The sequence below is a fragment of the Pseudomonas abieticivorans genome (genome assembly GCF_023509015.1).
Taxonomy (GTDB): Bacteria; Pseudomonadota; Gammaproteobacteria; order Pseudomonadales; family Pseudomonadaceae; genus Aquipseudomonas; species Aquipseudomonas abieticivorans.
Window position 1 is genome coordinate 5,402,270 of record NZ_CP094975.1, and the last position, 23,313, is coordinate 5,425,582.

Here is a 23,313-nt window from a genome sequence, read left to right on the forward strand (position 1 = left end):
CCATGCTCTGGGCCTGTATCGTATTGCCACAACTGGCGCTCGACGGGGTGTTGCGCCGCCGCGACACGCCCCAGGCGCCGTTGGCGCTGGTCACCGGCCCCGCGCAGCGGCGCGTGCTGCAGGCGGTGAACCCGGCGGCCCGCGCCCTGGGCCTCAAGCCTGGGCAGCTATTGACTGCGGCCCATGCCATGACCCGCGACTTTGCCACCGAGGAGTACGACGCGGCGCAGGTCGAGCACTGGCAGCAATTCCTGGCCGCCTGGGCCTACCGCTTCAGCTCCCAGGTCAGCCTGCATTACCCCCGGGTGCTGTTGCTGGAGGTGGGTGCAAGCCTTGGCCTGTTCGGGCCTTGGCCGGTGTTCGAGGCCCGCTTGCGCGCCGAGCTGACCGAGCTTGGGTTTAGCCATCGCATCAGCCTGGCGCCCAACCCTGCGGCGGCGCGCATGCTGGCCAATGCCCGTGACGGCCTCGCCATCGACAGCCCCCACGCCTTGGGCCATGCCCTGGCGCCTTTGGCGATCGAGCGCATCGGTTTGCCCCGCGATGCGGCCACCGCCTTTGCGCGCATGGGCCTGCGCACGTTGGGCCAGGTGCTGGCCTTGCCCCGTGACACCCTGGCCCGGCGCTTCGGCGCAGGCGTGCTGGCACACCTGAACACCTTGACCGGGCTGCGCCCCATGCCACTGGAGTACTACCTGCCACCGGACTTTTTCGAGCAGCGCATCGAGCTTAACTTCGATGTCGAGTCCCATCAGGCGCTGCTGTTCCCCTTGCGCCGGTTGATCACTGACCTTGCCACCTTCCTGGCCGGGCGTGACGGCGGCGTGCAGCGCTTCACCCTGCACCTGGAGCATGCCGAAGGCGAAGACACCCTGGTGCCGGTGGGCCTGCTGGGGGCCGAGCGCGACCCCAACCTGCTGTTCGAACTGGCCCGTGGGCGTTTCGAACAACTGCAGGTGCCGCGCCCGGTGCGCTGCCTGCGCTTGATGGCGCGCGACCTGCCGGCCTTTGTGCCCACCCACCAGGAGCTGTTCGACGAGCGCCCGCAGCAAACCCAGCCCTGGGAGCAGTTGCGCGAGCGCCTGCGGGCGCGGCTGGGCGATGAGGCGCTCACGGGGTTGTGCGCCCAGGGCGATCACCGGCCCGAATGCGCCTGGGGCTCGACCCCCGAGCGCAAGGCCGCACCGCTCGCCCACCACGGCCTGCGCCCCGGCTGGCTGTTGCCACAGGCCCAGCTCTTGGGCGACCTGTTCGCGCACATCCTTGCCGGGCCCGAGCGCATCGAGTCGGGCTGGTGGGACGGCGGCGATGTGCGCCGCGACTACTACCTGATTGAAACCCCCAACGGCCAGCGCGCCTGGGCCTACCGCAGCGTCGGCGAAGACGGCCTGTGGCTGCAGGGCTGGTTCGGATGAGCGGCGGCTACGCAGAACTGCACTGCCTGTCCAACTTCAGTTTCCAGCGCGGTGCTTCCAGCGCCCAGGAGCTGTTCGAACGGGCCAAGCGTCATGGCTACCAGGCCCTGGCGATCACCGATGAGTGCACCCTGGCCGGTATCGTGCGTGCCTGGCAGGCCGCTAAAAACACTGGCCTGGCGCTGATCATCGGCAGTGAAATGCGCCTGCACGAGGGGCCCAAGATCGTCCTGCTGGTGCAAGACCTGGGCGGCTACCAGGCCCTGTGCCGGTTGATCACCCTGGCCCGGCGTCGGGCCGAGAAGGGCAGCTACCAACTGCTTGGCGAGGACTTGGCCGAGGTCGCCCTGGAAGGCCTGCTGGCGTTGTGGTTGCCCGACAGCCCCCAAGACAAGCAACCCGGCCATTGGCTGCGCGGCCTGTTTGGCGAGCGGCTATGGTTGGGCGTGCAACTGCACCGCGGCCCGGACGACGCCCAGCGCCTGCAGCAACTGCTGGCCCTGGCCGCCGAACTCAAGATCAGGGCGGTGGCCAGCGGCGACGTGCACATGCACGCCCGTGGCCGCCGCGCCCTGCAAGACACCATGACCGCGATCCGCCACCACGTCACGGTGGCCGATGCCGGGCACCGGCTGTTCCCCAATGGCGAGCGTCATTTGCGCCCGCTGGTGCAGTTGGCCGAGCTGTACCCCCAGGCCCTGCTGGATGAAACCCTGGTCATTGCCCAGCGCTGCCAGTTCGACCTCAGCCAATTGCGCTACCACTACCCCCGCGAGCTGGTGCCCGAGCAGCACAGCGCCACCAGTTGGCTGCGCGAACTCACCCTGCAGGGCATGCGCTGGCGCTGGCCCGATGGCGCGCCGGCCAAGGCAGTGGAGCAAATCGACAAGGAACTGGCGCTGATCGCAGAGCTGGGCTACGAGAGTTATTTTCTGACCGTGCATGACATCGTGCGCTTTGCCCGCGAGCAACGCATCCTGTGCCAGGGCAGGGGCTCGGCGGCCAACTCGGCGGTGTGTTTCGCCTTGGGGATCACCGAGATCGACCCGGTGCGCATGAACATGCTGTTCGAACGTTTCATCTCCAAGGAGCGCAAGGAGCCGCCCGACATCGACGTGGACTTCGAGCACGAGCGCCGTGAAGAAGTGCTGCAGTACGTGTTCAAGCGTTATGGCCGCAGCCGCGCCGCGCTCACGGCGGTGGCCAGCAGCTACCGCGGCGCCGGTGCGGTGCGTGATGTGGCCAAGGTGCTGGGCCTGCCGCCGGACCAGATCAACGCCCTGGCCGATTGCGTGGGCCGTTACAGCGACCGCATCCCGCCGGTGGAGCGCCTGGTGGAGGTGGGTTTTGACCCCGACAGCCCGATATTGCGCCGGGTGCTGGCGCTCACCGGCGAGTTGATCGGCTTCCCCCGGCACCTGTCGCAGCACCCTGGCGGCTTCGTGATTTCCGAGTATTCGCTGGACACCCTGGTGCCGGTGGAAAACGCCGCCATGGCCGACCGCACCATCATCCAGTGGGACAAGGACGATCTGGACCTGGTGGGCCTGCTTAAGGTCGACATCCTGGCCTTGGGCATGCTCAGCGCCTTGCGTCGCAGCTTCGACCTGGTGCGCGGTTATCGCGGCGTGGAGCTGACCCTGGCCACCCTCCCTGCCGAAGACAAGGCCACCTACACCATGATCGGCCGCGCCGACACGGTGGGGGTGTTCCAGATCGAATCGCGCGCGCAGATGGCCATGCTGCCACGGCTCAAGCCCAAGAACTTCTACGACCTGGTGATCGAGGTTGCGATCGTGCGCCCGGGGCCCATCCAGGGCGACATGGTGCACCCCTACCTGCGCCGGCGTAATGGCGAGGAGGAGGTGGTGTACCCCTCCGAGGCCCTGAAAAAAGTGTTCGAGCGCACCTTGGGCGTGCCGTTGTTCCAGGAACAGGTGATGGAACTGGCCATCGTCGCGGCCGACTACACGCCCGGCGAGGCCGACCAATTGCGCCGCTCCATGGCCGCCTGGAAGCGCCACGGCGGCCTTGAACCGCATCAGATCCGCCTGACCGAAGGCATGCTGCGCAACGGCTACAGCCTGGAATTTGCCCAACGCATCTTCGAACAGATCAAGGGCTTTGGCAGCTACGGCTTTCCCGAGTCCCACGCCGCCAGCTTCGCCTTGCTCACCTACGCCAGTTGCTGGCTCAAGTGCCACGAACCGGCGGCCTTTACCTGCGCGTTGATCAACAGTTGGCCGATGGGCTTCTACAGCCCCGACCAGTTGTTACAGGACGCGCGCCGCCACCGCCTGGAGATACGCCCGGTGGACGTGTGCATCAGTGGCTGGGACTGTTCGCTGGAAGACGGCGGCCAACAGCAACCGGCCATTCGCCTGGGGTTGCGGATGATTCGCGGCTTTCGCGAGGAGGACGCGACGCGTATCGACAGTGTGCGCCAGCAGCAACCGTTCAGCGACGTGACCGACCTGTGCCTGCGCGCCCGCCTGGACAACCGTGCCCGCGAGCAACTGGCCGATGCCGGTGCCTTGAAAGGCCTGGCCGGGCACCGCCACCAGGCGCGCTGGGAAGTGGCCAGCGTGCAGGCGCAACTGCCGCTGTTTGAAGGCCTGCCCACCCGCCAAGAGGCCCCGGTGGCCTTGCCCAAGCCCAGCGTGGGCGAAGACCTGTACGCCGACTACGCCACGGTCGGCACCACCCTGGGCCCACACCCCCTGGCGCTGTTGCGCCCGGCGCTGGATACCCTGCGCTGTCGCAGTTCGCAAGACCTGCCGGGCATCGACCACGGTCGGCACGTGAACGTGGCCGGCATCGTGGTCGGCCGTCAACGGCCGCAAACCGCCAGCGGGGTGACCTTCGTGACCCTGGAAGATGAGTTCGGGATGATCAACGTGGTGGTGTGGAAAACCCTGGCCGACCGCCAGCGGCGCATCCTGGTGGGTGCGCAGTTGATGCAGGTGCAGGGGCGTCTGGAGCGCGAAGGGCAGGTGCGGCATGTGATTGCCGGCAATCTGCTGGACCGCAGTGATCTGTTGATGGGGCTGGATGTGCGCAGCCGGGATTTTCAGTGAGCACCGTCACTCAGGCCCCAACCCCGCCATAATCCGACGCGCCCCTTCTTCGCTTAACGCATAGCCAAAGAAGCGCCGATAAAAGTCCATCGTCCGTTCCACCATTCGCACGTCGGCAAACGCCTGCGGATGCAACTGCTGCGCCGCCCACGGCACCTGCAGCGCCAACTCCGTGCCGTAGCGGTCCCAGGGGAATACTCCGTCGGGGTTGCGCAGCACGTGCCCGGCTTTCACCGCGCGCAATTGCTGCAACAGCCCTGGGCCGATCTCGCCGGCATTAGCCGCCACGATGACCACGTCCGGGTCCCAGGCCAGCACCTGTTCGGCCGACACCACCTGCAAATTGCCCTTCAGGCCCGTAGCGGCATTGCGCCCGCCGGCAAGGCCGATCCAGGTATCGACCAGGGTGTCGGCACCGTCCACTTTCAAGGGGTTGAGGGAGGCGATGTGCAGCACCCGTGGCCGCTGGGCTTGGGGCAGCGATGCAAGGCGCGCGTGCACGGCGCGCAGTTGCTCATCCAGGTAGGCGTTGTAGGCGTGGGCGCGCGCCATTGCCTGGGGCGAGCCCAGCGCTTGCGCGGTGTCGAGCATCGCCTGCTGCATGGAGGGGATGTCGGTGAAACCGACGTACACCACCGCGATGCCGGCCTGCTGGTAGGCCAGGGCATTGCGATCGCCTTGGGTGGTGAACACCAGGTCGACCTGGCGTGCCAGCAGGTCCTCGACGTTGAACGCTGTGCCATTGACCGCCTGGGCCTGGTTCAACGAAGGCTGCACCTTGAACATCCACGGGCGGCTTTGCGGATGGTTGACCGTGGCGACGATGCGATCACCCGCGCCCAAGGTCATCAGCAAGGCATGGTGGGCATACCACGCATCGGCGATGCGCTCTGCGCTGGCAAAGGCGGCGCTGCTGCCCAGCGCCACCAGCAGCCACAGCCACCTCACAGGTCCACCTGGATCGAGGCCTGCAGCATGCGCGGTGCGCCCAACGAGGCGCTGGTGGTACCGGTGCCGGTATAGCCATTGAGGGCGCCGGGCACGATGTTGGTCCAGTAGCGTTGGTTGGTGACGTTGGTCATTTCCAGGCGGTAGACGGTGTCGCGGTGCATCAATTGGGTGGCGAAACTGGCGCCGATGTCGAAGGTTTCATAGCTGCTCACCCAGTGGTCATTACTGTTGTCGGTGGGGCGTGCGCCCATGTAGCGGGCGTTGAGGTTCAGCGCCAGGCCCTTGACCTGCGGCACCTGGTACTCGGTCAACAGGCTGGCGGTGTACTTGGACAGGCCGACGATGCGCGTGTCCTCGGTGCTGGCGTTGCCGGTATCGAGCAGTTTGGGGTCCAGCCAGACCAGGCCACCGTACAGCCGCACGTTGTCGCTGACCTTGCCGTCGGCCATGAACTCCACGCCGCGGTTGCGCTGTTCACCGGCAATGGCATAGCTGCCGTCATCCTGCGTAAAAGCGTAAGGCCGCTTGATCTGGAACGCGGCCAGCGACAGGTTCACGCCGTCCAGCGCTAGCTTGCCGCCTAGCTCCCACTGCTTGCTGCGGTAAGGGGCGAGGATGTTGCCGGCGTTGGTGGTGCCGGTGGGGGCGCTGTCGCCCTGCTGCAGGCTGTCGGCATAGGTGAGGTACAGCGTCAGGTTGTCGACTGGCTTGTACATCAAGCTGCCGGCGCCGCTCAGGCCGTGATCGTCGGAATGGCTGCTGCGCGCCCCGGTCTTGGCCCAGTTGCTGACGGACATCTGGCTTTGGCTGCCGGTGACCATCAGGCTCCACTGCGGGGTGAAGGTCAGGGTGTCACCGAAGATCAGCGACTGTTGGGTGCTGTGGGCCGACTGGTAGCGGTCGGTGAAGTCGGGGTAGTTGGGCTCGGCAAAATTGACCGGCGCCGCCAGGTTAGCGCTGCCCAGGGTTTGGGTGCTGCCGTTGACCGGGTTGTAGTTGCGCCAGTCAAACCCACTCAAACCAAAGCTTAGATCGTGGCGCACCGGCCCGGTCCATACGCTGCCATTGAGGTTGGCCAGGTAGCTGTTAATGGTGAAGCGGCTGGCCGTGGCGCTGGAAGTGGTGCTGGTGTAAGCGCCGCGGCTATTGGTCAGGGTGTTGGTGACGGCGGTGGATTCGCGGTCGGCGATTTGCCGCAGCAGTCCGACGTCCAGCTTCCAGTTGCCGTCCAAATCGTGCTTGAAGTGCACGCTGGCGGTGTCGGTGGTGTTGTCGTCGCCGGCGTAGTTTTGGCCCAGGTTGCTTTTGGTCGGGTCCAGCGCGCTGGGCAGGCCGACGCCGCTGGCCACTGCGAACTTGCCCGGCAGGCCCTTGGCCAGGTAGTTGTAGTGGGTGAAATTGGTTTCCAGCACGCTGCTGTCGCTGAGCTGGAAGTCCAGTGCCAGGCTGATCAATTGCCGGCGCAAGGTGCTGCCCGGCGCGTAGCTATGGCCTTGTTCGTCCATCAGGTTGAGGCGGTACTTGACCTTGCCGTCGGGGTCGAAGGGGCCGCTCAGGTCGGCAGCCTTGAGCCACGACAAACCCGTGCCGATGCCCGCGGTCACGCGGTTGCGGGTTTCATCGGTGGGCCGCTTGGAGATGAAATTGAACGTACCCGCTGGGTTCGCCGGGCCGTACAACGAGCCCGCCAGGCCGTTGAGCACCTCGACGCTGGCCAGTTGTTCGGCTGGGTAGTCGGTGGTGGACACCACGTTCAGCCCGTCCAGCCTGCTGTTTTGCACCACGCTGCCTTGCATGCCACGGCTCTGCGGGCGCGCGCCATCGCCTTGTACCGAGGGCAGGTAGCGCAAGATATCCTTCACGCTTTTGAGTTGCTGGTTCTCGATCAGGTCGTGGGGCACCACGCTCACCGAGTAGGGCGTGTCGAGCAAGCGCCGCTCGCCCAAGGGGCCTAGATGGGCGCTTTTGTTCAGCGCTGCGTCGGCGTCGCTTTCACGGCTGCTGACCTGGACCGGCGCCAGTTGCACGGTCGCGCCGTCATCGGCATGGGCAAGGCTTGTGGCTACGGCCAGCAACAGCGGGGCAAAGGGCAAGCGGGGCATGGACGGACTACTCATTGGAGATGAAAAAACGATGGGAATGCGCTTGGACCTGGCGCACCTTGACCGCGTACAGGCGCTCGATCAGCGCACTGTCGATCACCGCGGTGGGCGTGCCATCGGCGATCAGTTGGCCTTGATGCAGCACCAGTACCCGGTTGCAGGACGCCAGGGCGTGCTCGGGGCGATGGGTGCTGGCCAGCACGCTCAAGCCGCGTTCGGCCAGGCGTTGCAGGCGGTCGAGCAAGCGCAGTTGATGGCCGAAATCCAGGCCCGTGGTCGGCTCGTCAAGGATGATCAGGCGGGCCTGCTGCACCAGCGCACGGGCGATCAGCACCAGTTGCCGTTCGCCACCGGAAAGCTCGGTGTACACCCGCTCGGCCAGCGTTTGGATGCCCATCTCGCTCAGCGCCTGGGCCACCGCGTCGCGGTCCTCGCGGCCCAGTGCTCGGCCCAGCCCGGCAATCGGCAAGCGGCCCTGGCCGATGATCTGGCGCACGGTAAAGGGAAAGCTCGGCACATGGCTTTGTGGCACATAGGCCAGGTGCCGGGCGATGTGCCGGCGATCCAGGCCGGCCAGGTCCTGACCGTTGAGCAGCACCTGGCCCGCCGAAGGCTTGAGCAGGCCCAGCAACAACTTCAGGAGGGTGCTTTTGCCCGCGCCGTTGGCGCCCAGCAGGGCGATGCAGTCGCCGGGCGCAATACTCAGGTCGATCTGCTTGAGGATGTGCAGGTACGTCAGGTTGCGGCTGGCCAACACGCTCATAGCCACCCCCGGCGCACGCGGTGCAGCACCAGCACGAAGGCCACGGCGCCGAGCAGTTCGGTGATGATGCCCAAGGGGATTTCACCGGCACTGACGCTGCGCGCCGCGGCATCGGCCGCCAGCAAAAAGCAGCCGCCCAGGCACGCACTGACCGGCAGCAGCCGGGCGTTGCCAGGGCCAACCAGCAGCCTGGCCAGGTGCGGCACCAACAAGCCAACCCAACCGACCATGCCGGCAATGCTCACGGTCAGCGCCGAGATCAACGTGGCCAGCACGATCACCCCGTAACGGATGCGTTGCACCGGCACGCCCAGGCTGTGGGCTTCGTCGTCGCTGAGGGACAAGGCGTCGATCACGCGGCCCGACAGGCACAGGCTGACGATGGCGACCAGCAGCACCGGGGCAATCACCGCCAGTGCCTGGGCGTCGACCGCACTCAGGCTGCCGAGCATCCAGTAAACGATGGCCGGCAACTGGTCGAGGGGGTCGGCGATGTACTTGACCATCGACAGCAGTGAGGTGAACAGCGCGTTGGCGACGATGCCGCCAAGCACCAGCATCAGGATCGACGGTGCAGGGAACAGGTTGGCGATGCCTACCCCTACGGCCACCGCGGCAAGCCCGGTGGCGCAGGCCAGGGCCGGCACCCAGAGCCCGTGCAGGTTGCCGACAATGGCCAAGGCTGCGCCAAACGCACAGCCGCTGAGTACGCCGAGCAGGCCTGGCGATACCAGCGGGTTGCGAAACACCGCCTGGTAGGCCGCGCCCGACACGGACAACCCGGCGCCCACCAGCATGGCCGCCAATACACGGGGCCAGCGGGTGTCGATGATCAGGCTGTGCAGCAGGGCGTATTGGCTGGCCGGCAGGTGGCTGATGCCCAGCCAGGCGCCGAGAAAATCCACGATCTGCGACAAGGGCAGGGGATAGCGGCCCAGGGTCAGGGCCAGCAGCGCAGCCAGCACCAGGGCGGCGGCACTGAGAAGAAAGGTGGGCAAGGGGACGCTCGAATCGATTCGCTGTATATAAAACTATACAGCGAATTGATAAGGTGAACCAGTTGGTTAAAAGCTTTCGGCAGCCTTCACTGCATTTCTATGCCGACCCCAGCCCGCTGCAGCAATCGCTCGTTGCGTTCGCTCAACCCTTGCAGCACAAACGCCTTGCCGAACTTCTCGTAGCGCCCCGCCAGCGACTCCAGCGCGGCAATGGCCGAATGATCGGCCATGTGCAGGAAGCGGCAATCCACCACCACCTGCCTTGGATCATTGGCCGGGTCGAACAATGCCTGGAAGTGTGTGGTCGAGGCGAAGAACAGCGTGCCGTGGGGCGTGTACACCTTGCGCCCTTTGCCGTTGTCGTCGACGTCGGCGCGAATCTCGCGGGCGTGCTGCCAGGCGAACGCCAGCGCGGCGATGAGGATGCCGCAGATCACGGCGGTGGCCAGATCGGTGAACACGGTGATCAGGGTCACGGCGACGATCACGATGGCGTCCTGCTTGGGCACTTTGCCCAAGACCCGCAACGAGCCCCAGGCAAAGGTCTGCTGGGCCACCACGAACATCACCCCGGCCAGGGCCGCCAGCGGGATGCGCTCGATCAAGGGCGACAAGAACAGGATAAACAGCAAAATCATGAGGCCGCTGACCACCCCGGACAAGCGTTGGCGGCCACCGGAGCTCAGGTTGATCACGGTCTGGCCGATCATGGCGCAACCGCCCATGCCGCCAAACAGCCCGGAAGCAATGTTGGCCACGCCCAAGGCCATGCACTCGCGATTCGGCTGGCCGCGGGTTTCGGTGATCTCGTCGGTCAGGTTGAAGGTCAGCAAGGTTTCCAGCAGGCCCACCATCGACATCAGCAGCGCATAGGGCAGGATGATCTTCAGGGTGTCCAGGGTCATGGGCAAGGCGGGCCAGTGCACGCTGGGCAGGCCGCCGGCGATCTGCGCCATGTCGCCCAGGGTGCGGGTGGGCAGGCCGAACACGAACACCAGCAGGCTTACGCCGACGATCGCCACCAGTGCCGGCGGGACGGCCCGCGTCAGGCGTGGCAGCACGTACACCACGGCCATGGTCAAGGCCACCAGGCCGAGCATCACCCACAGCGGTTCACCGCTGAGCCAGCCACCGCCCGCAGCCTTGAAGTGCTCCAGTTGTGACAGCGCGATGATGATGGCCAGGCCGTTGACGAAACCGAGCATGACCGGGTGCGGCACCATGCGGATCAGCTTGCCCAGGCGTAGCGCGCCGAACAGCACCATGAAAACCCCGCCCAGCACCACCGTGGCCAGCAGGTACTCCACGCCGTGTTGCACCACCAAGGCCACGATCACCACGGCCATGGAGCCGGCGGCTCCGGAAATCATCGCCGGGCGCCCGCCAAACAGCGCGGTAATCGTGCAAATGATAAAGGCGCCGTACAGGCCCATCAGTGGGTTGACCTGGGCCACCAAAGCGAAGGCGATGCACTCGGGCACCAACGCGAACGAAGACGTAAGCCCCGCCAGGACGTTGTTGCGGATAGCGGACACGGACATGGGTTTCCTTGACTCAGCACAAACACCCTCGCGACCGGCTGCGCCAAGGCAGCCAGGTATGAAGGCAGATTTAAAATTGGAAGGCGACCATTTTAGGCAGTGGAGCCAACTGTGACCAGTTTTTTCTGGCCGTGGGAGCGCTTTATGTGGGAGCAAGCTTGCTTGCGATGGGCTTGGTTGGCGACTCAATAGCGGCCACTACCGGCCGCCCGCGCGGCCTATCGCAAGCAAGGCTTGCTCCCACATTTGCTGCAACGTGCCGCGGTCTGGTGGGGAGGGGTTGACTGCCTTGGGTGTACTGCAGGTGCATTTTTGGGGCTTGGTGTGGGAGCAAGCTTGCTTGCGATGGGCTTGGTTGGCGACTCAATAGCGGCCACTACCGGCCGCCCGCGCGGCCTATCGCAAGCAAGGCTTGCTCCCACATTGGTTGCAACGTGCCGCGGTCTGGTGGGGAGGGGTTGACTGCCTTGGGTGTACTGCAGGTGCATTTTTGGGGCTTGGTGTGGGAGCAAGCTTGCTTGCGATGGGCTTGGTTGGCGACTCAATAACTGCCACTACCGGCCGCCCGCGCGGCCTATCGCAAGCAAGGCTTGCTCCCACATTGGTTGCAACGTGCCGCGGTCTGGTGGGGAGGGGTTGACTGCCTTGGGTGTACTGCAGGTGCATTTTTGGGGCTTTGTGTGGGAGCAAGCTTGCTTGCGATGGGCTGGCTGGCGACTCAATAACGGCCACTACCGGCCGCCCGCGCGGCCTATCGCAAGCAAGGCTTGCTCCCACATTTGCTGCAACGTGCCGCATTCTGGTGGGGAGGGGTTGACTGCCTTGGGTGTACTGCAGGTGCATTTTCGGGGCTTTGTGTGGGAGCAAGCTTGCTTGCGATGGGCTTGTGAAGGCGACTCAATAACGGCCACTACCGGCCGCCCGCGCGGCCTGTCGCAAGCAAGGCTTGCTCCCACATTTGCTGCAACGTGCCGCGGTCTGGTGGGGAGGGGTTGACTGCCTTGGGTGTACTGCAGGTGCATTTTTGGGGCTCACTACCTATCAAAAGCGAACGTCAAAAGTTGACAGATGGCTCTGCTCCACCTGAAAGGGAGCGGGTGTGCGAACAACACCTTGAGCTTGGCGCACGGATTGGTCATTCTCGGCACAAACAACAATCACCCTGCCGACAGGAGCGCTGCATGGAACCCATCAAACTGGCCTTGACCGGATACGGCAAAATCGCCCAAGACCAGCACGTGCCGGCCATTCTCGGCAATTCAGCGTTCGATCTCACTGCGGTGGCAACCCTGGGCAACCCCTGCCCAGACGTGGCCCACTACACAAGCCTTGACGCGCTGCTGGCCGAACAGCCCGAGGTGCAAGCCGTCTCGTTCTGTACGCCGCCCCAAGGCCGCTACGCCCAAGTGCGCCAGGCACTGCTGGCCGGCAAACACGTGCTGGTGGAAAAGCCGCCCTGCGCGAGCCTGGGCGAAGCCATGGCGCTGGTGGAACTGGGCCGCAGCCAGGGCGTGACTTGCTTGTTCGCCTGGCACTCGCGCTTTGCCCCGGCCGTGGAGGTTGCCCGCCAATGGTTGCTAGGTCGCAGCTTGCGCTCGGTGCAAATCGTCTGGAAAGAAGACGTGCGCAAATGGCACCCCGGCCAGCAGTGGATCTGGCAGGCAGGCGGGCAGGGGGTGTTTGACCCCGGCATCAACGCACTGTCGATCGCCACCGCGCTGTTGCCTGAGCCGCTGTTCGTCACCGCTGCCGAGCTGCGCTTTCCCGGCAACCGCCAGGCGCCCATCGCGGCCAGCCTGAGCATGACCGACGCACGCGGCCTGGCCGTAAGCGCCGAGTTCGACTGGGACCACACCAGCGAAGACATCTGGCGCATCGTGATCGAAACCGAAGATGGCACCTTGCGCCTGGAAAAAGGCGGCGCGGCGTTGTACATCAACAATAGCGCCCAGCCATTGCCCGACGAAGGTGAGTACCCCTCGGTGTACCGGCATTTCCACCAACTGATCGGCGATGGCCAAAGCGATGCCGACCTGCAACCGCTGCGCCTGGTGGCGGATGCGTTCATGGCTGGGCGCCGGGAAACCGTGGCGCCGTTTATTGATTGACGGGTGTCGGGCCATACCCGCCAGGTATGGCCCGACACCTTTTGCGTATTGGCACCCCTGGCCGAAACGCCGCACAATCAAACCTTATAAAAACAATGAGTACTCCCGTGATGGAGAGCCAATTGCTGGGCGAGCGCAGCCAGGTCTTTGCGCACGCCGACCCCCATGCCGTGTCCGACTACGTCAACCGCCACGTCGGTAATCACTGCATCGTACTGCCGCGCCGCGGCCAGCCGCTGTCGAGCCTGAACCACAAGGCCTTCGCCAGCCTGGACCTGTGCCGCATCAGCTACGGCGCCAGCGTGCGCGTCACCTCCCATGCGCTGGAAACCATTTATCACCTGCAAGTGCTGTTGCGCGGCCACTGCGTGTGGCGCAGCGCCCAGGGCGAGCAGTGCCTGGGGCCGGGCGAGCTGTTGGTGATCAACCCGCACGATCCGGTCGACCTGACCTATTCGGCCGACTGCGAGAAATTCATCCTCAAGGTGCCCACGCGCCTGCTCGAGGCGGTGTGTGAGGAGCAACGCTGGCACACCGAGGGCGCCGGCGTGCGGTTTGTCGGCAATCGTTATAGGCTCGACCAGTTGGATGGCTTCGATCGCCTGCTGGGCATGCTCTGCAACGAGGCCGAAAGCCGCGATCCGCTGCTGCGGGTGCAAGAGCATTACGCGCAGATCGTCGCCAGCAAGATGCTCACCGCCATGCCCAGCAACCTGCGCCGTGAGGCATCGGGCTCGGCGGCGATGACCTTCGAGCGCATTGCCGATTACATCCAGCGCCACCTCAAGCACGCCATCGACAGCAACGCCTTGGCGAAGGTGGCCAACATGAGCCAGCGCTCGCTGTATGCGCTGTTCGAACGCCATGCCGGCACAACGCCTGGGCAGTACATTCGCCAGCAGAAACTGCAACGCATCCAAGCCTGCCTCAAAGACCCGGCCTGCAACGTGCGTAACGTGACGGAGCTTGCGCTCGACTACGGTTTTGCCCACCTGGGGCGGTTCGCCGAGCAGTACCGCCAGGCGTTTGGGGAGCTGCCGTCGCACACGCTGCAACAGCGCCGGTGTGCCTAGGCGGGGGGGAGGGCGTAACTGATGGCGCGGCGAACGCGGATAAAGCCGCCCCCTGTAGGAGCGGATTCATCCGCGAAGCCGCCACCGCCGTTTAGCGGCGGCGGAACAACGGCAACGGCTCGTCGGTAGCCGCCTGGTAGGTCACCGAGAAATCCTTGAGGCTTTCAAGGGCTTCGTACGGGTCTTTGTCGGCGCGCAGGGCAAAAGCGTCGAAACCGCAGCGGTGCAGGTAGAACAACTGGTCGCGCAGCACGTCGCCGATCGCCCGCAACTCGCCCGTGTAACCATAGCGGTCACGCAACAGGCGGGCGTTGGAGTAGTTGCGACCGTCGGTGAACGCCGGGAAGTTCAGCGCGATGACCTGGAAAAACTCGACGTCGACGCCGATTTCCTCGGCTTCTTCGTCGGCGTCCAGCCACACGCCCAGGCCGCCGTCACGGGCTTTCAGGGCGTGGGCGTGGTCGCGCCACAGGGCCAGCGGCACGATCAGGTCGTCGCAGTTGCTGATGCCATCGAGGGTCGCGTCCTTGGGCAGCAAGTGCCAGGTTTCGTCGACCACCGCGTTGTTTTTAATGATTCGCTGCATAGACGCGCTCCTTGAACAGGTCGATGCCGATACGCTGGTAGGTATCGATAAAACGCTCATCTTCGGTACGTTGTTCGATGTACACGTCGATCAGCTTGGAAATTACGTCCGGCATGGCGTCCTGGGCAAACGAAGGGCCGAGGATTTTGCCCAGGCTGGCATCGCGGCTGGCGCTGCCACCCAGAGAGACCTGGTAGAACTCTTCGCCTTTCTTGTCCACGCCCAGGATGCCGATGTGGCCCACGTGGTGGTGACCACAGGCGTTCATGCAGCCAGATATGTTCAGGTCCAGTTCGCCGATGTCGAACAGGTAGTCCAGGTCGTCGAAACGGCGCTGGATGGATTCGGCGATCGGGATCGACTTGGCGTTGGCCAGGGAGCAGAAGTCACCGCCCGGGCAGCAGATGATGTCGGTCAACAGGCCGATGTTCGGCGTGGCGAAACCACCTTCGCGCAGTTCCAGCCAGAAGGCGTGCAGTTTTTGCTGCTCGACGTCGGCCAGGATGATGTTCTGCTCGTGGGAGGTACGCAGTTGGCCGAAGCTGTAGCGGTCGGCGAGGTCCGCCACGGCGTCCAGCTGCTTGTCGGTCAGGTCGCCCGGGGCAACGCCGGTCGGTTTCAGTGACAGGGTCACGGCCACGTAGCCTGGCTTCTTGTGCGCCAGGGTATTGCGGGTACGCCAGCGGGCGAAACCTGGGTGCTCGGCATCCAATGCGCTCAGTTCGGCGGCGAAGTCCGGCAGGGCCAGGTACTCGGGGTCGACGAAGTGCTTGGCGACACGCTCAAGTTCGGCTTCGGTCAGCGTGGTGCTGCCGCCGCGCAGGTGTTCCATCTCGGCGTCCACCTTCTGGGCGAAGACCTCGGGGGTGAGGGCCTTGACCAGGATCTTGATGCGCGCCTTGTACTTGTTGTCCCGACGGCCATAGCGGTTGTACACGCGCAGGATGGCGTCCAGGTAGCTCAACAGGTCTTGCCACGGCAAGAACTCGTTGATGAAGGCGCCCACCACCGGGGTACGGCCCAGGCCGCCACCCACCAAGACGCGGAAACCCAGTTCGCCGGCCGCGTTGTGCACCGGCTCCAGGCCAATGTCGTGCACTTCGATGGCCGCGCGGTCAGTGTTGGCACCGTTGACGGCAATCTTGAACTTGCGCGGCAAGTAGGCGAATTCCGGGTGGAAAGTGGTCCACTGACGCACGATTTCGCACCACGGCCGCGGATCGATCACTTCGTCTGCCGCCACACCAGCGAACTGGTCGGTGGTGACGTTGCGCAGGCAGTTGCCGCTGGTCTGGATCGCGTGCATCTGCACGGTGGCAAGCTCGGCCAGAATGTCCGGGATGTCTTCCACCGCCGGCCAGTTGAACTGTACGTTCTGGCGGGTACTGATGTGCGCGTAGCCTTTGTCGAAGTCGCGGGCAATCTTGGCCATCATCCGCGTCTGGCGCGAGGTCAGTTGGCCATAGGGCACGGCGACTCGCAGCATGGGCGCGAAGCGTTGGATATAAAGACCGTTCTGCAGGCGCAGCGGGCGGAACTCTTCTTCGCTGAGTTCACCTGCCAGGTAGCGTCGGGTCTGATCACGGAACTGCTTGACGCGGTCCTCGATGATCCGTTGATCGTACTCGTCGTAAACGTACATGATGATCCTGTTCAGGGCTGTCTTTTGCAGCAAAAAATCGCGCGCACGGCCGCGCACCCCCTGCGGAGCCGTGGAAAGATACCTGTTTTTAGTTATGCGCAAAAGTGCCGTTTGAGTATATGCAAAGAACTAAAAGTACTAACGTTGCAACTTTAGTCGCAATTCCCTACTTGCCGTCCGGTCAATGCTGGACTTTACTGCCTGTGCAGCCTGATAAAAACCACAAGAGGCAATGCACATGAGCAACCCCGTGAAAGCGCCAAAAGCCGATAGCAGCGTCGATGCCTGGGCCATTTTGTTCTTGATCATACTCGTGGTGGGCACGGCCGTTTTCTGGGTCAGCCACCAGTAGTACTTTAGCCGCACACCCCCCTTTGCAATGCGCTCCAGTCCGACTGGCGGTTGCCATGTGCCTGCATGTCAGACTGCCATCAGGCTATACTGATCGGCTTTGCGCGAAGGGTCGGTTGGCATGTGGGTGGGTGTTTTCAGGTCGTTGGTGCTGGGGCTGTGTATTTTCGTGGGCAGCGCCCATGGGTCGACCGTGCTGTTTCTCAATCCGGGGCATGCGGCCGAGCCGTTTTGGTCGAGCTATTCACAGTTCATGCAGGTGGCTGCCGATCAGTTGGGCATGGACCTTACGATCCAGTACTCCGAGCGCGTACCGTCCTTGACCGTGGACAATGCCCGTGCAGCCCTGCATTCGGCCCGGCCGCCGGATTACCTGGTGTTCGTCAACGAGCAATCGGTGGGCCCGCAGATCTTGCGCATGGCCCAAGGCACCCAGGTCAAGGTGTTCATGGTCAACAACGGCCTGACCCCCGGCCAGGCCCAACTCATCAGCGAAAACCAACGCCACTACGCCCCCTTGCTCGGCAGCCTGCTGACCAACGATGAGCAGGCCGGCTACCTGATGCTCAATCAACTGGTCGCGGCCCATGGGCCCTTGGCGCCTGGCCAGGCGCTGGACTTGCTGGCGTTCAGCGGCGTCGCGCAGACACCGGCCTCGATCCTGCGCGAGCAGGGCATGCGCCGGGCCCTGGCCGAACACCCGCAGGTGCACCTGCGCCAACGGGTCTACGGTGCCTGGGACCGGGAGCGGGCCTACCAACAGGCCGGGCAATTGCTCAAGCGCTACCCGCGCACCGCGCTGGTGTGGTCGGCCAATGACGAGATGGCCTTCGGCGCCATGCGCGCGCTTCAGGAGCAGGGGCGCATGCCCGGCAAGGACGTCCTGTTCAGCGCCGTGAACACCTCGCCCCAGACGCTGCAGGCGCGCATCGACGGGCGCTTGAGCGTGTTGTTCGGTGGCCATTTCACCTTGGGCGGTTGGGCGCTGGTGCTGCTGCATGACGATGCGCTGGGCGTGGACTTCAGCCGTCACGGCGGGCGCGACCGATCGGTCGAAAGCCTGCGCAACCTTGATCCGGCCACGGCGCGGCAGTTGCTGGCCCACGGCGTTGGCCCTGGGCACCCCATCGATTTTAACGCCATGAGTGCCAAGGGCAAACCGGCGGGCTACCGCTACCCGTTCAGCCTGGACGCCGTGCTGCCCTGATCAGGGCAGCGCCAGGTGCAGCACCAGTTGCACCACGCCAAACAGCAACAAGGCAAACACCACCGTAAAAGCAATGCCCAGGGCGATGAAGTGCACCGGCTTGCCGTGGGTGAAATCGCGCTCGCGGTTCTTGTTGCTCTGCACGCCGAAGGCGGCGGCCAGCACGCTGTGCAGCATTTGCCAGAGGGTAGGGGGCTTGGGGTCGGTCATGGTGTTCTCCTACCTCATACTGTAGCAGCCGCCGAAATGGGTGCCGGGTCACCGTTCCCTAATGTGCTGGCAAGAATCGCTGATGTAAGTCGGGGAACAATTGCTGCGCGAACCAGATGGGTAAGCCTGGCTCCAATTCCCGCGATTTTGGCGTGGCGCTTTTAACCAGGCCCAAGTCAATCAGCTTTTTCAATTGCTCGGTCGCGGTGCGGTCGCCTTGCCCGGTGTAAATTTTGAAATCTGCGCGCGTAACCACGCCTTGGGTTAGAAGAATATGTATGGCACGAGCCGAATCGGGCTTTACCCCGGCTAGATGCAGTCGTTGGTCGAAGGCGAATATTCGACCCAGTCTTTCGCGCATGTTGCTCACCTGCATGGCCTGTTCGGTGTAGCGCATCTGATCCAGGCAGGTATCGAGCATGAAGCTGACGAATTCAAACAATCCGGCTTGCGTCAGTTGGCCACGCCCATCGAGGTCTCCACGACGGGGCTGATCGGCATTGGCAAGATGGGCGTAATAGCTCTGTTGGGCTCTGGCCAGGCCTCTGGAAAGAGACCAAAGCGGTGACGATAATCCCAATTTGTGGAGCTGAAGATGAGTAATCATCCGCACCACGCGACCGTTGCCATCCACAAAGGGGTGAACCCAAGCCAAGCGGTGATGATAGATCATCGTGGCGAGAAGTCGTGCGCGCGTATCGGCCAGGCGCCCAAAAACCTGTTGCATACGGGTCAGCATGGGGCTTACGCACGTCCAGGCGGGTGCCGCGTGTTGGCCAACCAACACGTCTTTTTCGGCCGCATCACGAAGCTGCCCGGGGACCAAGTGAGTGCCGTCGCTGAGCAGCAGTTGGCTTTCGCTGGCACCCTCGAACAACCGGCGATGTACCCGGGATACAAACGCGGGTGCAAACAGGTCTGGCCACGATAAGTCCTGGCGGATAGATACAGCCCGCTCGAAAGCCTGCTGGGCGCCAATGTGGGTGCTAGCCAATTCTGTCAGTTCTTTGCGGTGGCGTTTGGGGGCAGTGGGGGCCAGGCTTACAGGTTCGGTAAACTGGCCTTCGATCAGGTTGCTGTAAAAACTGCTGGTCACACGCAATAGCCCGCCTACCAATGTCGCGGTCTGGGGCGCCAACATACCTGCCAATTTTCCGGCTTGATAAGGCATCTGCTCGGCCATCGCGATGATTTGCGAAGGAAATGTCGCTGGTAGCAGGGGTTCCAGCCAGTGGTTCCCGGTGATCATGGAGTCGGCCATTTCGTGTTCACTTTGCGGATTTTTTTAAAGATTTATTTTTACAGTTAAACCCTTACAGATAAAGGCTTTTGTCGGATTTAAATTTTATTAGGTTGGAAGCTTTTGCGGATTTTATTTCGCATTTTTTTCCGGTAAGTAAAGTACATGATCCTGCGCCCAAATACGAATTCATGAAACATCTCGACAAACTGTCATGAAACGGAAATGTTCAGGGCATTAAATCGTCACGGCTGGTCCCATGGAGGGGCCGGCACTCTCAATCCTTATACCGAGGTGTTGCCGTGACGCTGCTGAATAAAAACCGTTTGTCGCTTCTGCTGGCCTCCCTGTGTTTGAGCGGCCTGGCCCATGCGACCGATGTGACCGGTGCGGGCTCCAGCTTTGTGTACCCGGTGCTGTCCAAGTGGTCCCAGGACTACAGCAAGGACTCGCAAAACCGCATCAACTATCAGTCGATCGGTTCTGGCGGCGGCATTGCCCAGATCAAGGCGGCCACCGTTGACTTCGGCGCCTCCGACGCCCCGTTGAGCGCCGAAGACCTGAAAGCCGGTGGCCTGGGCCAGTTCCCGAGCGTGATCGGCGGTATCGTGCCGGTGATGAACATCGACGGCGTGGAAAACGGCAAGCTCAAGCTTGATGGCGAAACCCTGGCCAAAATCTTCATGGGCAAGATCACCAAGTGGGATGACGCGGCCATCGTTGCGCTGAACCCTGGCGTGAAACTGCCGTCGGGCGCCATCACCGTGGTCCACCGTTCGGACGGTTCGGGCACCTCGTTCAACTTCACCAACTACCTGTCCAAAGTCAGCCCTGAGTGGAACGACAGCCTGAAGTTCGGCACCACCGTGGCCTGGCCTGCCGGTGTCGGCGGCAAGGGTAACGAAGGTGTGGCCGCCTACGTGAAGCAGATCAAGGGCTCGATCGGCTACGTCGAGTACGCCTACGCCCTGCAGAACAAGATGAACACCGCGCAACTGAAAAACGCCGCTGGCAAGTTCGTTACGCCTAACGCCAAGGCCTTCCAGGCCGCAGCCGACACCGCCGATTGGGGCAATGCCAAAGACTTCAACCTGATCATGACCAACGCCCCGGGCGAAGGCGCGTGGCCGATTACTGCCACCACCTGGATCATCATGTACAAGCAGCCTAAAAACGCCGAGCAAAGCGCGGCGGCGTTCCACTTCTTCAAATGGTCCCTGGAAAACGGCCAGCAACAGGCCAGCGCCCTGGACTACGTAGCACTGCCAAGCTCGCTGGTACAGAAGATCGAAGGCTACTGGAAATCCGATTTCGCCCATTGATCTAAACCGCCAGCAGCCCCCCGGTTAACCACGTCGGTTAGCCGGGGTTCGTGTTTTGCGAGTGGATGATATGACAGAGAACACGCAGTACATGAGCACCCAAGCCCGTAAAGTCGATGAGTCTGAAGCGCGCGCCGCGCGCGACCAGCGTCACGACCTGTGGTTTCGCCGCTCGATGATGGGCGCCGCGATGCTGGTGTTGCTCCTTTTGCTGAGCATCGCAGGCTCTACCCTGTGGGGCGGCAGTGAAGCCTTCCGTACCTTCGGCTGGAGCTTTTTGACCAGCACCGATTGGGACGTGGTCAACGGAAAATTCGGCGCCGTGGTCCCCATCTACGGGACCCTGGTGACCTCGTTGCTGGCCCTGCTGATTGCAGTGCCGGTGAGTTTTGGCATTGCCATCTTCCTTACCGAAGTGGCGCCGCCGTGGTTGCGCATGCCGATTGCCTCGGCGGTGGAGCTGCTGGCCGGCATCCCTTCGATCATCTACGGCATGTGGGGCCTGTTCGTGTTCGGCCCGTTCATGGCCGCGCACCTGGCGCCGTGGATCAACGACTACCTGGGCGCCTTGCCGCTGATCGGCACGCTGTTCCAGGGCCCGCCGCTGGGCATCGGCATGCTGACTGCCGGCATCGTGCTGGCGATCATGATCATCCCGTTCATTACCTCGGTGATGCACGAGGTGTTTCGCAGCGTGCCCACCACCCTCAAAGAGTCGGCGTATGCCTTGGGCAACACGACCTGGGAAGTGGTGTGGGACATCGTGCTGCCCTACACCCGCTCGGCTGTGGTAGGCGGGGTATTCCTGGGCCTGGGCCGCGCCTTGGGCGAAACCATGGCGGTGACCTTCGTGTTGGGCAACGCGCAACAATTCTCGGCCTCGTTGTTGATGCCCAGCAGCTCGATCGCCTCGGTCATCGCCAACGAATTCAGCGAAGCCTACACCGACCTGCACCGCTCGGCGCTGATCGGGCTGGGCTTCTTGCTGTTTGTCGTCACTTTCATCGTGCTCGCCCTGGCGCGGCTGATGCTGATGCGCTTGTCGCGTAAAGAGGGTCTATGAACGACAGCGAACGGCTGTACCGCGTACGCCGCTACAAAAACTGGGTGGCAATGGGCTTGAGCTGCGGCGCCACCGCGTTCGGCCTGCTGTGGCTGATCTGGATTCTGCTGACCACGGTGATCAACGGCTTCCAGGCCTTGAACCTGGCACTGTTCACCCAGATGACTCCGCCACCGGGCACCGAGGGCGGCCTGGCCAACGCCTTTTACGGCAGCGCCTTGATGTCGGCGTTGGCCCTGGTGATCGGCACTCCCATCGGCCTGATGGCCGGCGTGTGGCTGGCCGAGTTCGCCCGCCACAGCAAGCTGGGCAATACCGTGCGGTTCGTCAACGACATCCTGTTGTCGGCGCCGTCCATCGTGCTGGGCCTGTTTATCTATACCGGGGTGATCTTGCCCCTGAACCACTTCAGCAACCACCAGATGGGTTTCTCGGCCATCGCCGGTGCCCTGGCCCTGGCCTTGCTGGTGATTCCGGTGGTGGTGCGCACCACCGATGAAATGCTCCAGCTGCAACCGTCGACCATGCGCGAAGCCGCGCTGGCCCTGGGTGTACCCCAGTGGAAACTGACCCTGCAGATCGTGCTGCGCGCGGCCAAGGCCGGCGTGGTGACCGGGGTCCTGCTGGCGCTTGCGCGCATCACCGGTGAAACCGCGCCGCTGCTGTTCACCGCCTTTGGCAACCAGTTCTGGAGCAGCAACCTGCTCAAGCCGATCGCCAGCGTGCCGGTGGTGATCTTCCAGTACGCCATGAGCCCCTTTGATGACTGGCACGCCCTGGCCTGGGCCGGCGCCCTGGTGCTGACCCTGTTCGTGCTGGTGCTGAGCCTGCTCTCCCGTTTGATTCTTTTGCGCAATAGGTCCCATTGATGACGAGCCTTGCCCAAGAACGCACCAAGATCCGTGTGCGCAACCTGGAATTTTTCTACAACGATCAGCGTTCGCTGAAGTCCATCGACATGGACATCCCCGAAAAGCGCGTGACCGCCATCATCGGCCCGTCGGGCTGCGGCAAGTCGACCCTGCTGCGGGTGTTCAACCGTATCTACGCGATGTACCCCAAGCAGGAAGCCAAGGGTGAAGTGCTGCTCAACGGCGAAAACATCCTGGCGCCGGGCTATTCGATGAACCGCCTGCGCAGCCACGTGGGCATGGTGTTCCAAAAGCCCGTGCCGTTCCCGATGTCGATCTACGACAACATCGCCTACGCGGTGCGCCACCACGAAAAACTCGGCCGCCGCGAGATGGACGAGCGTGTGGAGCAGGCCTTGCACGGCGCGGCGCTGTGGGGCGAAGTGAAAGATAAACTCAAGCAAAGCGCCCAAAGCCTCTCGGGTGGCCAACAGCAGCGCCTGTGCATCGCGCGTACCATTGCGCTCAAGCCACAAGTGCTGCTGCTGGATGAACCGACCTCGGCGCTGGACCCGATTTCCACCGGGCGCATCGAGCAGTTGATCACCGAGCTCAAAGAGCAGTTCACGGTGATCATCGTGACCCACAACATGCAACAGGCGGCGCGCTGTTCCGATTACACGGCGTTCATGTTCATGGGTGAGCTGATCGAGCATGGGGACACGGACACGTTGTTTACCAACCCGGCCAAGTCGCAAACCGAAGACTACATCACTGGGCGTTTCGGCTGAGCCCCGTGGGCGCGGCCAACGC

General features: G+C 63.5%; 18 protein-coding genes. 9 read left to right on the forward strand and 9 right to left on the reverse strand.

Annotated elements, in window-relative coordinates:
• Positions 1–2: 2 nt before the first annotated feature.
• Positions 3–1,415, forward strand: a complete 1,413-nt coding sequence (locus tag L9B60_RS24550; RefSeq protein ID WP_249673561.1) for a Y-family DNA polymerase — start codon at positions 3–5, stop codon at positions 1,413–1,415.
• The gene (locus L9B60_RS24555; protein ID WP_249673562.1) at positions 1,391–4,492 is read left to right on the forward strand and encodes an error-prone DNA polymerase; all 3,102 of its coding nucleotides are present in this window, start codon (positions 1,391–1,393) and stop codon (positions 4,490–4,492) included. Before L9B60_RS24550 ends, L9B60_RS24555 begins: the two co-directional genes overlap by 25 nt.
• A 6-nt stretch (positions 4,493–4,498) precedes the next feature.
• Here the strand turns inward: L9B60_RS24555 and L9B60_RS24560 are convergent, their stop codons facing one another.
• The 5 genes from L9B60_RS24560 to L9B60_RS24580 all read right to left on the reverse strand — a co-directional run bounded on the left by L9B60_RS24560 (position 4,499) and on the right by L9B60_RS24580 (position 10,847).
• On the reverse strand, positions 4,499–5,440 hold the full coding sequence (locus L9B60_RS24560; protein WP_249673563.1) for an ABC transporter substrate-binding protein: 942 nt from the start codon (positions 5,438–5,440) through the stop codon (positions 4,499–4,501).
• On the reverse strand, positions 5,437–7,545 hold the full coding sequence (locus tag L9B60_RS24565; RefSeq protein ID WP_249673564.1) for a TonB-dependent receptor: 2,109 nt from the start codon (positions 7,543–7,545) through the stop codon (positions 5,437–5,439). Before L9B60_RS24565 ends, L9B60_RS24560 begins: the two co-directional genes overlap by 4 nt.
• A gap of 7 nt (positions 7,546–7,552) precedes the next feature.
• Positions 7,553–8,308, reverse strand: coding sequence for an ABC transporter ATP-binding protein (locus L9B60_RS24570; RefSeq protein ID WP_249673565.1), 756 nt, complete (start codon positions 8,306–8,308; stop codon positions 7,553–7,555).
• Positions 8,305–9,306 carry a FecCD family ABC transporter permease gene (locus L9B60_RS24575; RefSeq protein ID WP_249673566.1) on the reverse strand — a complete coding sequence of 334 codons (1,002 nt, stop codon included), beginning with the start codon at positions 9,304–9,306 and terminating at the stop codon, positions 8,305–8,307. Before L9B60_RS24575 ends, L9B60_RS24570 begins: the two co-directional genes overlap by 4 nt.
• Before the next feature lie 86 nt (positions 9,307–9,392).
• A complete protein-coding gene (locus tag L9B60_RS24580) occupies positions 9,393–10,847 on the reverse strand; it encodes a SulP family inorganic anion transporter (protein ID WP_249673567.1) in 1,455 nt (484 codons plus the stop codon).
• Positions 10,848–12,028: 1,181 nt separating this feature from the next.
• Between L9B60_RS24580 and L9B60_RS24585 the strand changes: the two genes are divergently transcribed.
• Together L9B60_RS24585 and L9B60_RS24590 are read left to right on the forward strand one after the other, a co-directional pair.
• Positions 12,029–12,955, forward strand: coding sequence for a Gfo/Idh/MocA family protein (locus L9B60_RS24585; RefSeq protein WP_249673568.1), 927 nt, complete (start codon positions 12,029–12,031; stop codon positions 12,953–12,955).
• A 107-nt stretch (positions 12,956–13,062) separates the two neighbouring features.
• The gene (locus tag L9B60_RS24590) at positions 13,063–14,028 is read left to right on the forward strand and encodes an AraC family transcriptional regulator (protein WP_283780535.1); all 966 of its coding nucleotides are present in this window, start codon (positions 13,063–13,065) and stop codon (positions 14,026–14,028) included.
• Positions 14,029–14,119: 91 nt separating this feature from the next.
• Here the strand turns inward: L9B60_RS24590 and L9B60_RS24595 are convergent, their stop codons facing one another.
• On the reverse strand, positions 14,120–14,614 hold the full coding sequence (locus tag L9B60_RS24595) for a DUF934 domain-containing protein (protein WP_249673569.1): 495 nt from the start codon (positions 14,612–14,614) through the stop codon (positions 14,120–14,122).
• A complete protein-coding gene (locus L9B60_RS24600) occupies positions 14,598–16,256 on the reverse strand; it encodes a nitrite/sulfite reductase (RefSeq protein ID WP_249673570.1) in 1,659 nt (552 codons plus the stop codon). Before L9B60_RS24600 ends, L9B60_RS24595 begins: the two co-directional genes overlap by 17 nt.
• 472 nt (positions 16,257–16,728) lie before the next feature.
• On the opposite strand from L9B60_RS24600, the gene L9B60_RS24605 reads away from it, so the two are divergent.
• Positions 16,729–17,814 carry an ABC transporter substrate-binding protein gene (locus tag L9B60_RS24605; RefSeq protein WP_249673571.1) on the forward strand — a complete coding sequence of 362 codons (1,086 nt, stop codon included), beginning with the start codon at positions 16,729–16,731 and terminating at the stop codon, positions 17,812–17,814.
• Here L9B60_RS24605 and L9B60_RS24610 read toward each other — a convergent pair whose 3' ends face one another.
• Both L9B60_RS24610 and L9B60_RS24615 read right to left on the reverse strand, forming a co-directional pair.
• Entirely contained in the window at positions 17,815–18,024 is a 210-nt protein-coding gene (locus L9B60_RS24610) for a DUF2970 domain-containing protein (protein WP_249673572.1), read from the reverse strand.
• Between the two features lie 58 nt (positions 18,025–18,082).
• Complete coding sequence (locus L9B60_RS24615; protein WP_249673573.1) at positions 18,083–19,285, reverse strand: Fic family protein; 1,203 nt, start codon at positions 19,283–19,285, stop codon at positions 18,083–18,085.
• Positions 19,286–19,566: 281 nt separating this feature from the next.
• Between L9B60_RS24615 and pstS the strand changes: the two genes are divergently transcribed.
• From pstS to pstB, 4 genes are all read left to right on the forward strand, one after another.
• A complete protein-coding gene (gene pstS / locus L9B60_RS24620) occupies positions 19,567–20,586 on the forward strand; it encodes a phosphate ABC transporter substrate-binding protein PstS (protein WP_249673574.1) in 1,020 nt (339 codons plus the stop codon).
• A 70-nt stretch (positions 20,587–20,656) separates the two neighbouring features.
• Entirely contained in the window at positions 20,657–21,649 is a 993-nt protein-coding gene (pstC, locus tag L9B60_RS24625) for a phosphate ABC transporter permease subunit PstC (protein ID WP_249673575.1), read from the forward strand.
• Entirely contained in the window at positions 21,646–22,518 is an 873-nt protein-coding gene (pstA, locus tag L9B60_RS24630) for a phosphate ABC transporter permease PstA (RefSeq protein WP_249673576.1), read from the forward strand. The genes pstC and pstA overlap by 4 nt, the downstream gene beginning before the upstream one ends.
• On the forward strand, positions 22,518–23,291 hold the full coding sequence (pstB, locus tag L9B60_RS24635) for a phosphate ABC transporter ATP-binding protein PstB (RefSeq protein ID WP_249673577.1): 774 nt from the start codon (positions 22,518–22,520) through the stop codon (positions 23,289–23,291). Before pstA ends, pstB begins: the two co-directional genes overlap by 1 nt.
• Positions 23,292–23,313 lie beyond the last annotated feature (22 nt).

What these genes read in the sequence shown, in the direction of transcription:
- pstC (WP_249673575.1), top strand. Translation starts at nt 20,657, where the DNA reads ATGACAGAGAACACGCAGTACATGAGCACCCAAGCCCGTAAAGTCGAT.
- L9B60_RS24615 (WP_249673573.1), bottom strand. Translation starts at nt 19,285, where the DNA reads ATGGCCGACTCCATGATCACCGGGAACCACTGGCTGGAACCCCTGCTA.
- L9B60_RS24580 (WP_249673567.1), bottom strand. Translation starts at nt 10,847, where the DNA reads ATGTCCGTGTCCGCTATCCGCAACAACGTCCTGGCGGGGCTTACGTCT.
- pstA (WP_249673576.1), top strand. Translation starts at nt 21,646, where the DNA reads ATGAACGACAGCGAACGGCTGTACCGCGTACGCCGCTACAAAAACTGG.
- L9B60_RS24570 (WP_249673565.1), bottom strand. Translation starts at nt 8,308, where the DNA reads ATGAGCGTGTTGGCCAGCCGCAACCTGACGTACCTGCACATCCTCAAG.
- L9B60_RS24550 (WP_249673561.1), top strand. Translation starts at nt 3, where the DNA reads ATGCTCTGGGCCTGTATCGTATTGCCACAACTGGCGCTCGACGGGGTG.
- pstB (WP_249673577.1), top strand. Translation starts at nt 22,518, where the DNA reads ATGACGAGCCTTGCCCAAGAACGCACCAAGATCCGTGTGCGCAACCTG.
- L9B60_RS24585 (WP_249673568.1), top strand. Translation starts at nt 12,029, where the DNA reads ATGGAACCCATCAAACTGGCCTTGACCGGATACGGCAAAATCGCCCAA.
- L9B60_RS24605 (WP_249673571.1), top strand. Translation starts at nt 16,729, where the DNA reads ATGTGGGTGGGTGTTTTCAGGTCGTTGGTGCTGGGGCTGTGTATTTTC.
- L9B60_RS24565 (WP_249673564.1), bottom strand. Translation starts at nt 7,545, where the DNA reads ATGCCCCGCTTGCCCTTTGCCCCGCTGTTGCTGGCCGTAGCCACAAGC.
- L9B60_RS24600 (WP_249673570.1), bottom strand. Translation starts at nt 16,256, where the DNA reads ATGTACGTTTACGACGAGTACGATCAACGGATCATCGAGGACCGCGTC.
- L9B60_RS24610 (WP_249673572.1), bottom strand. Translation starts at nt 18,024, where the DNA reads ATGACCGACCCCAAGCCCCCTACCCTCTGGCAAATGCTGCACAGCGTG.
- L9B60_RS24595 (WP_249673569.1), bottom strand. Translation starts at nt 14,614, where the DNA reads ATGCAGCGAATCATTAAAAACAACGCGGTGGTCGACGAAACCTGGCAC.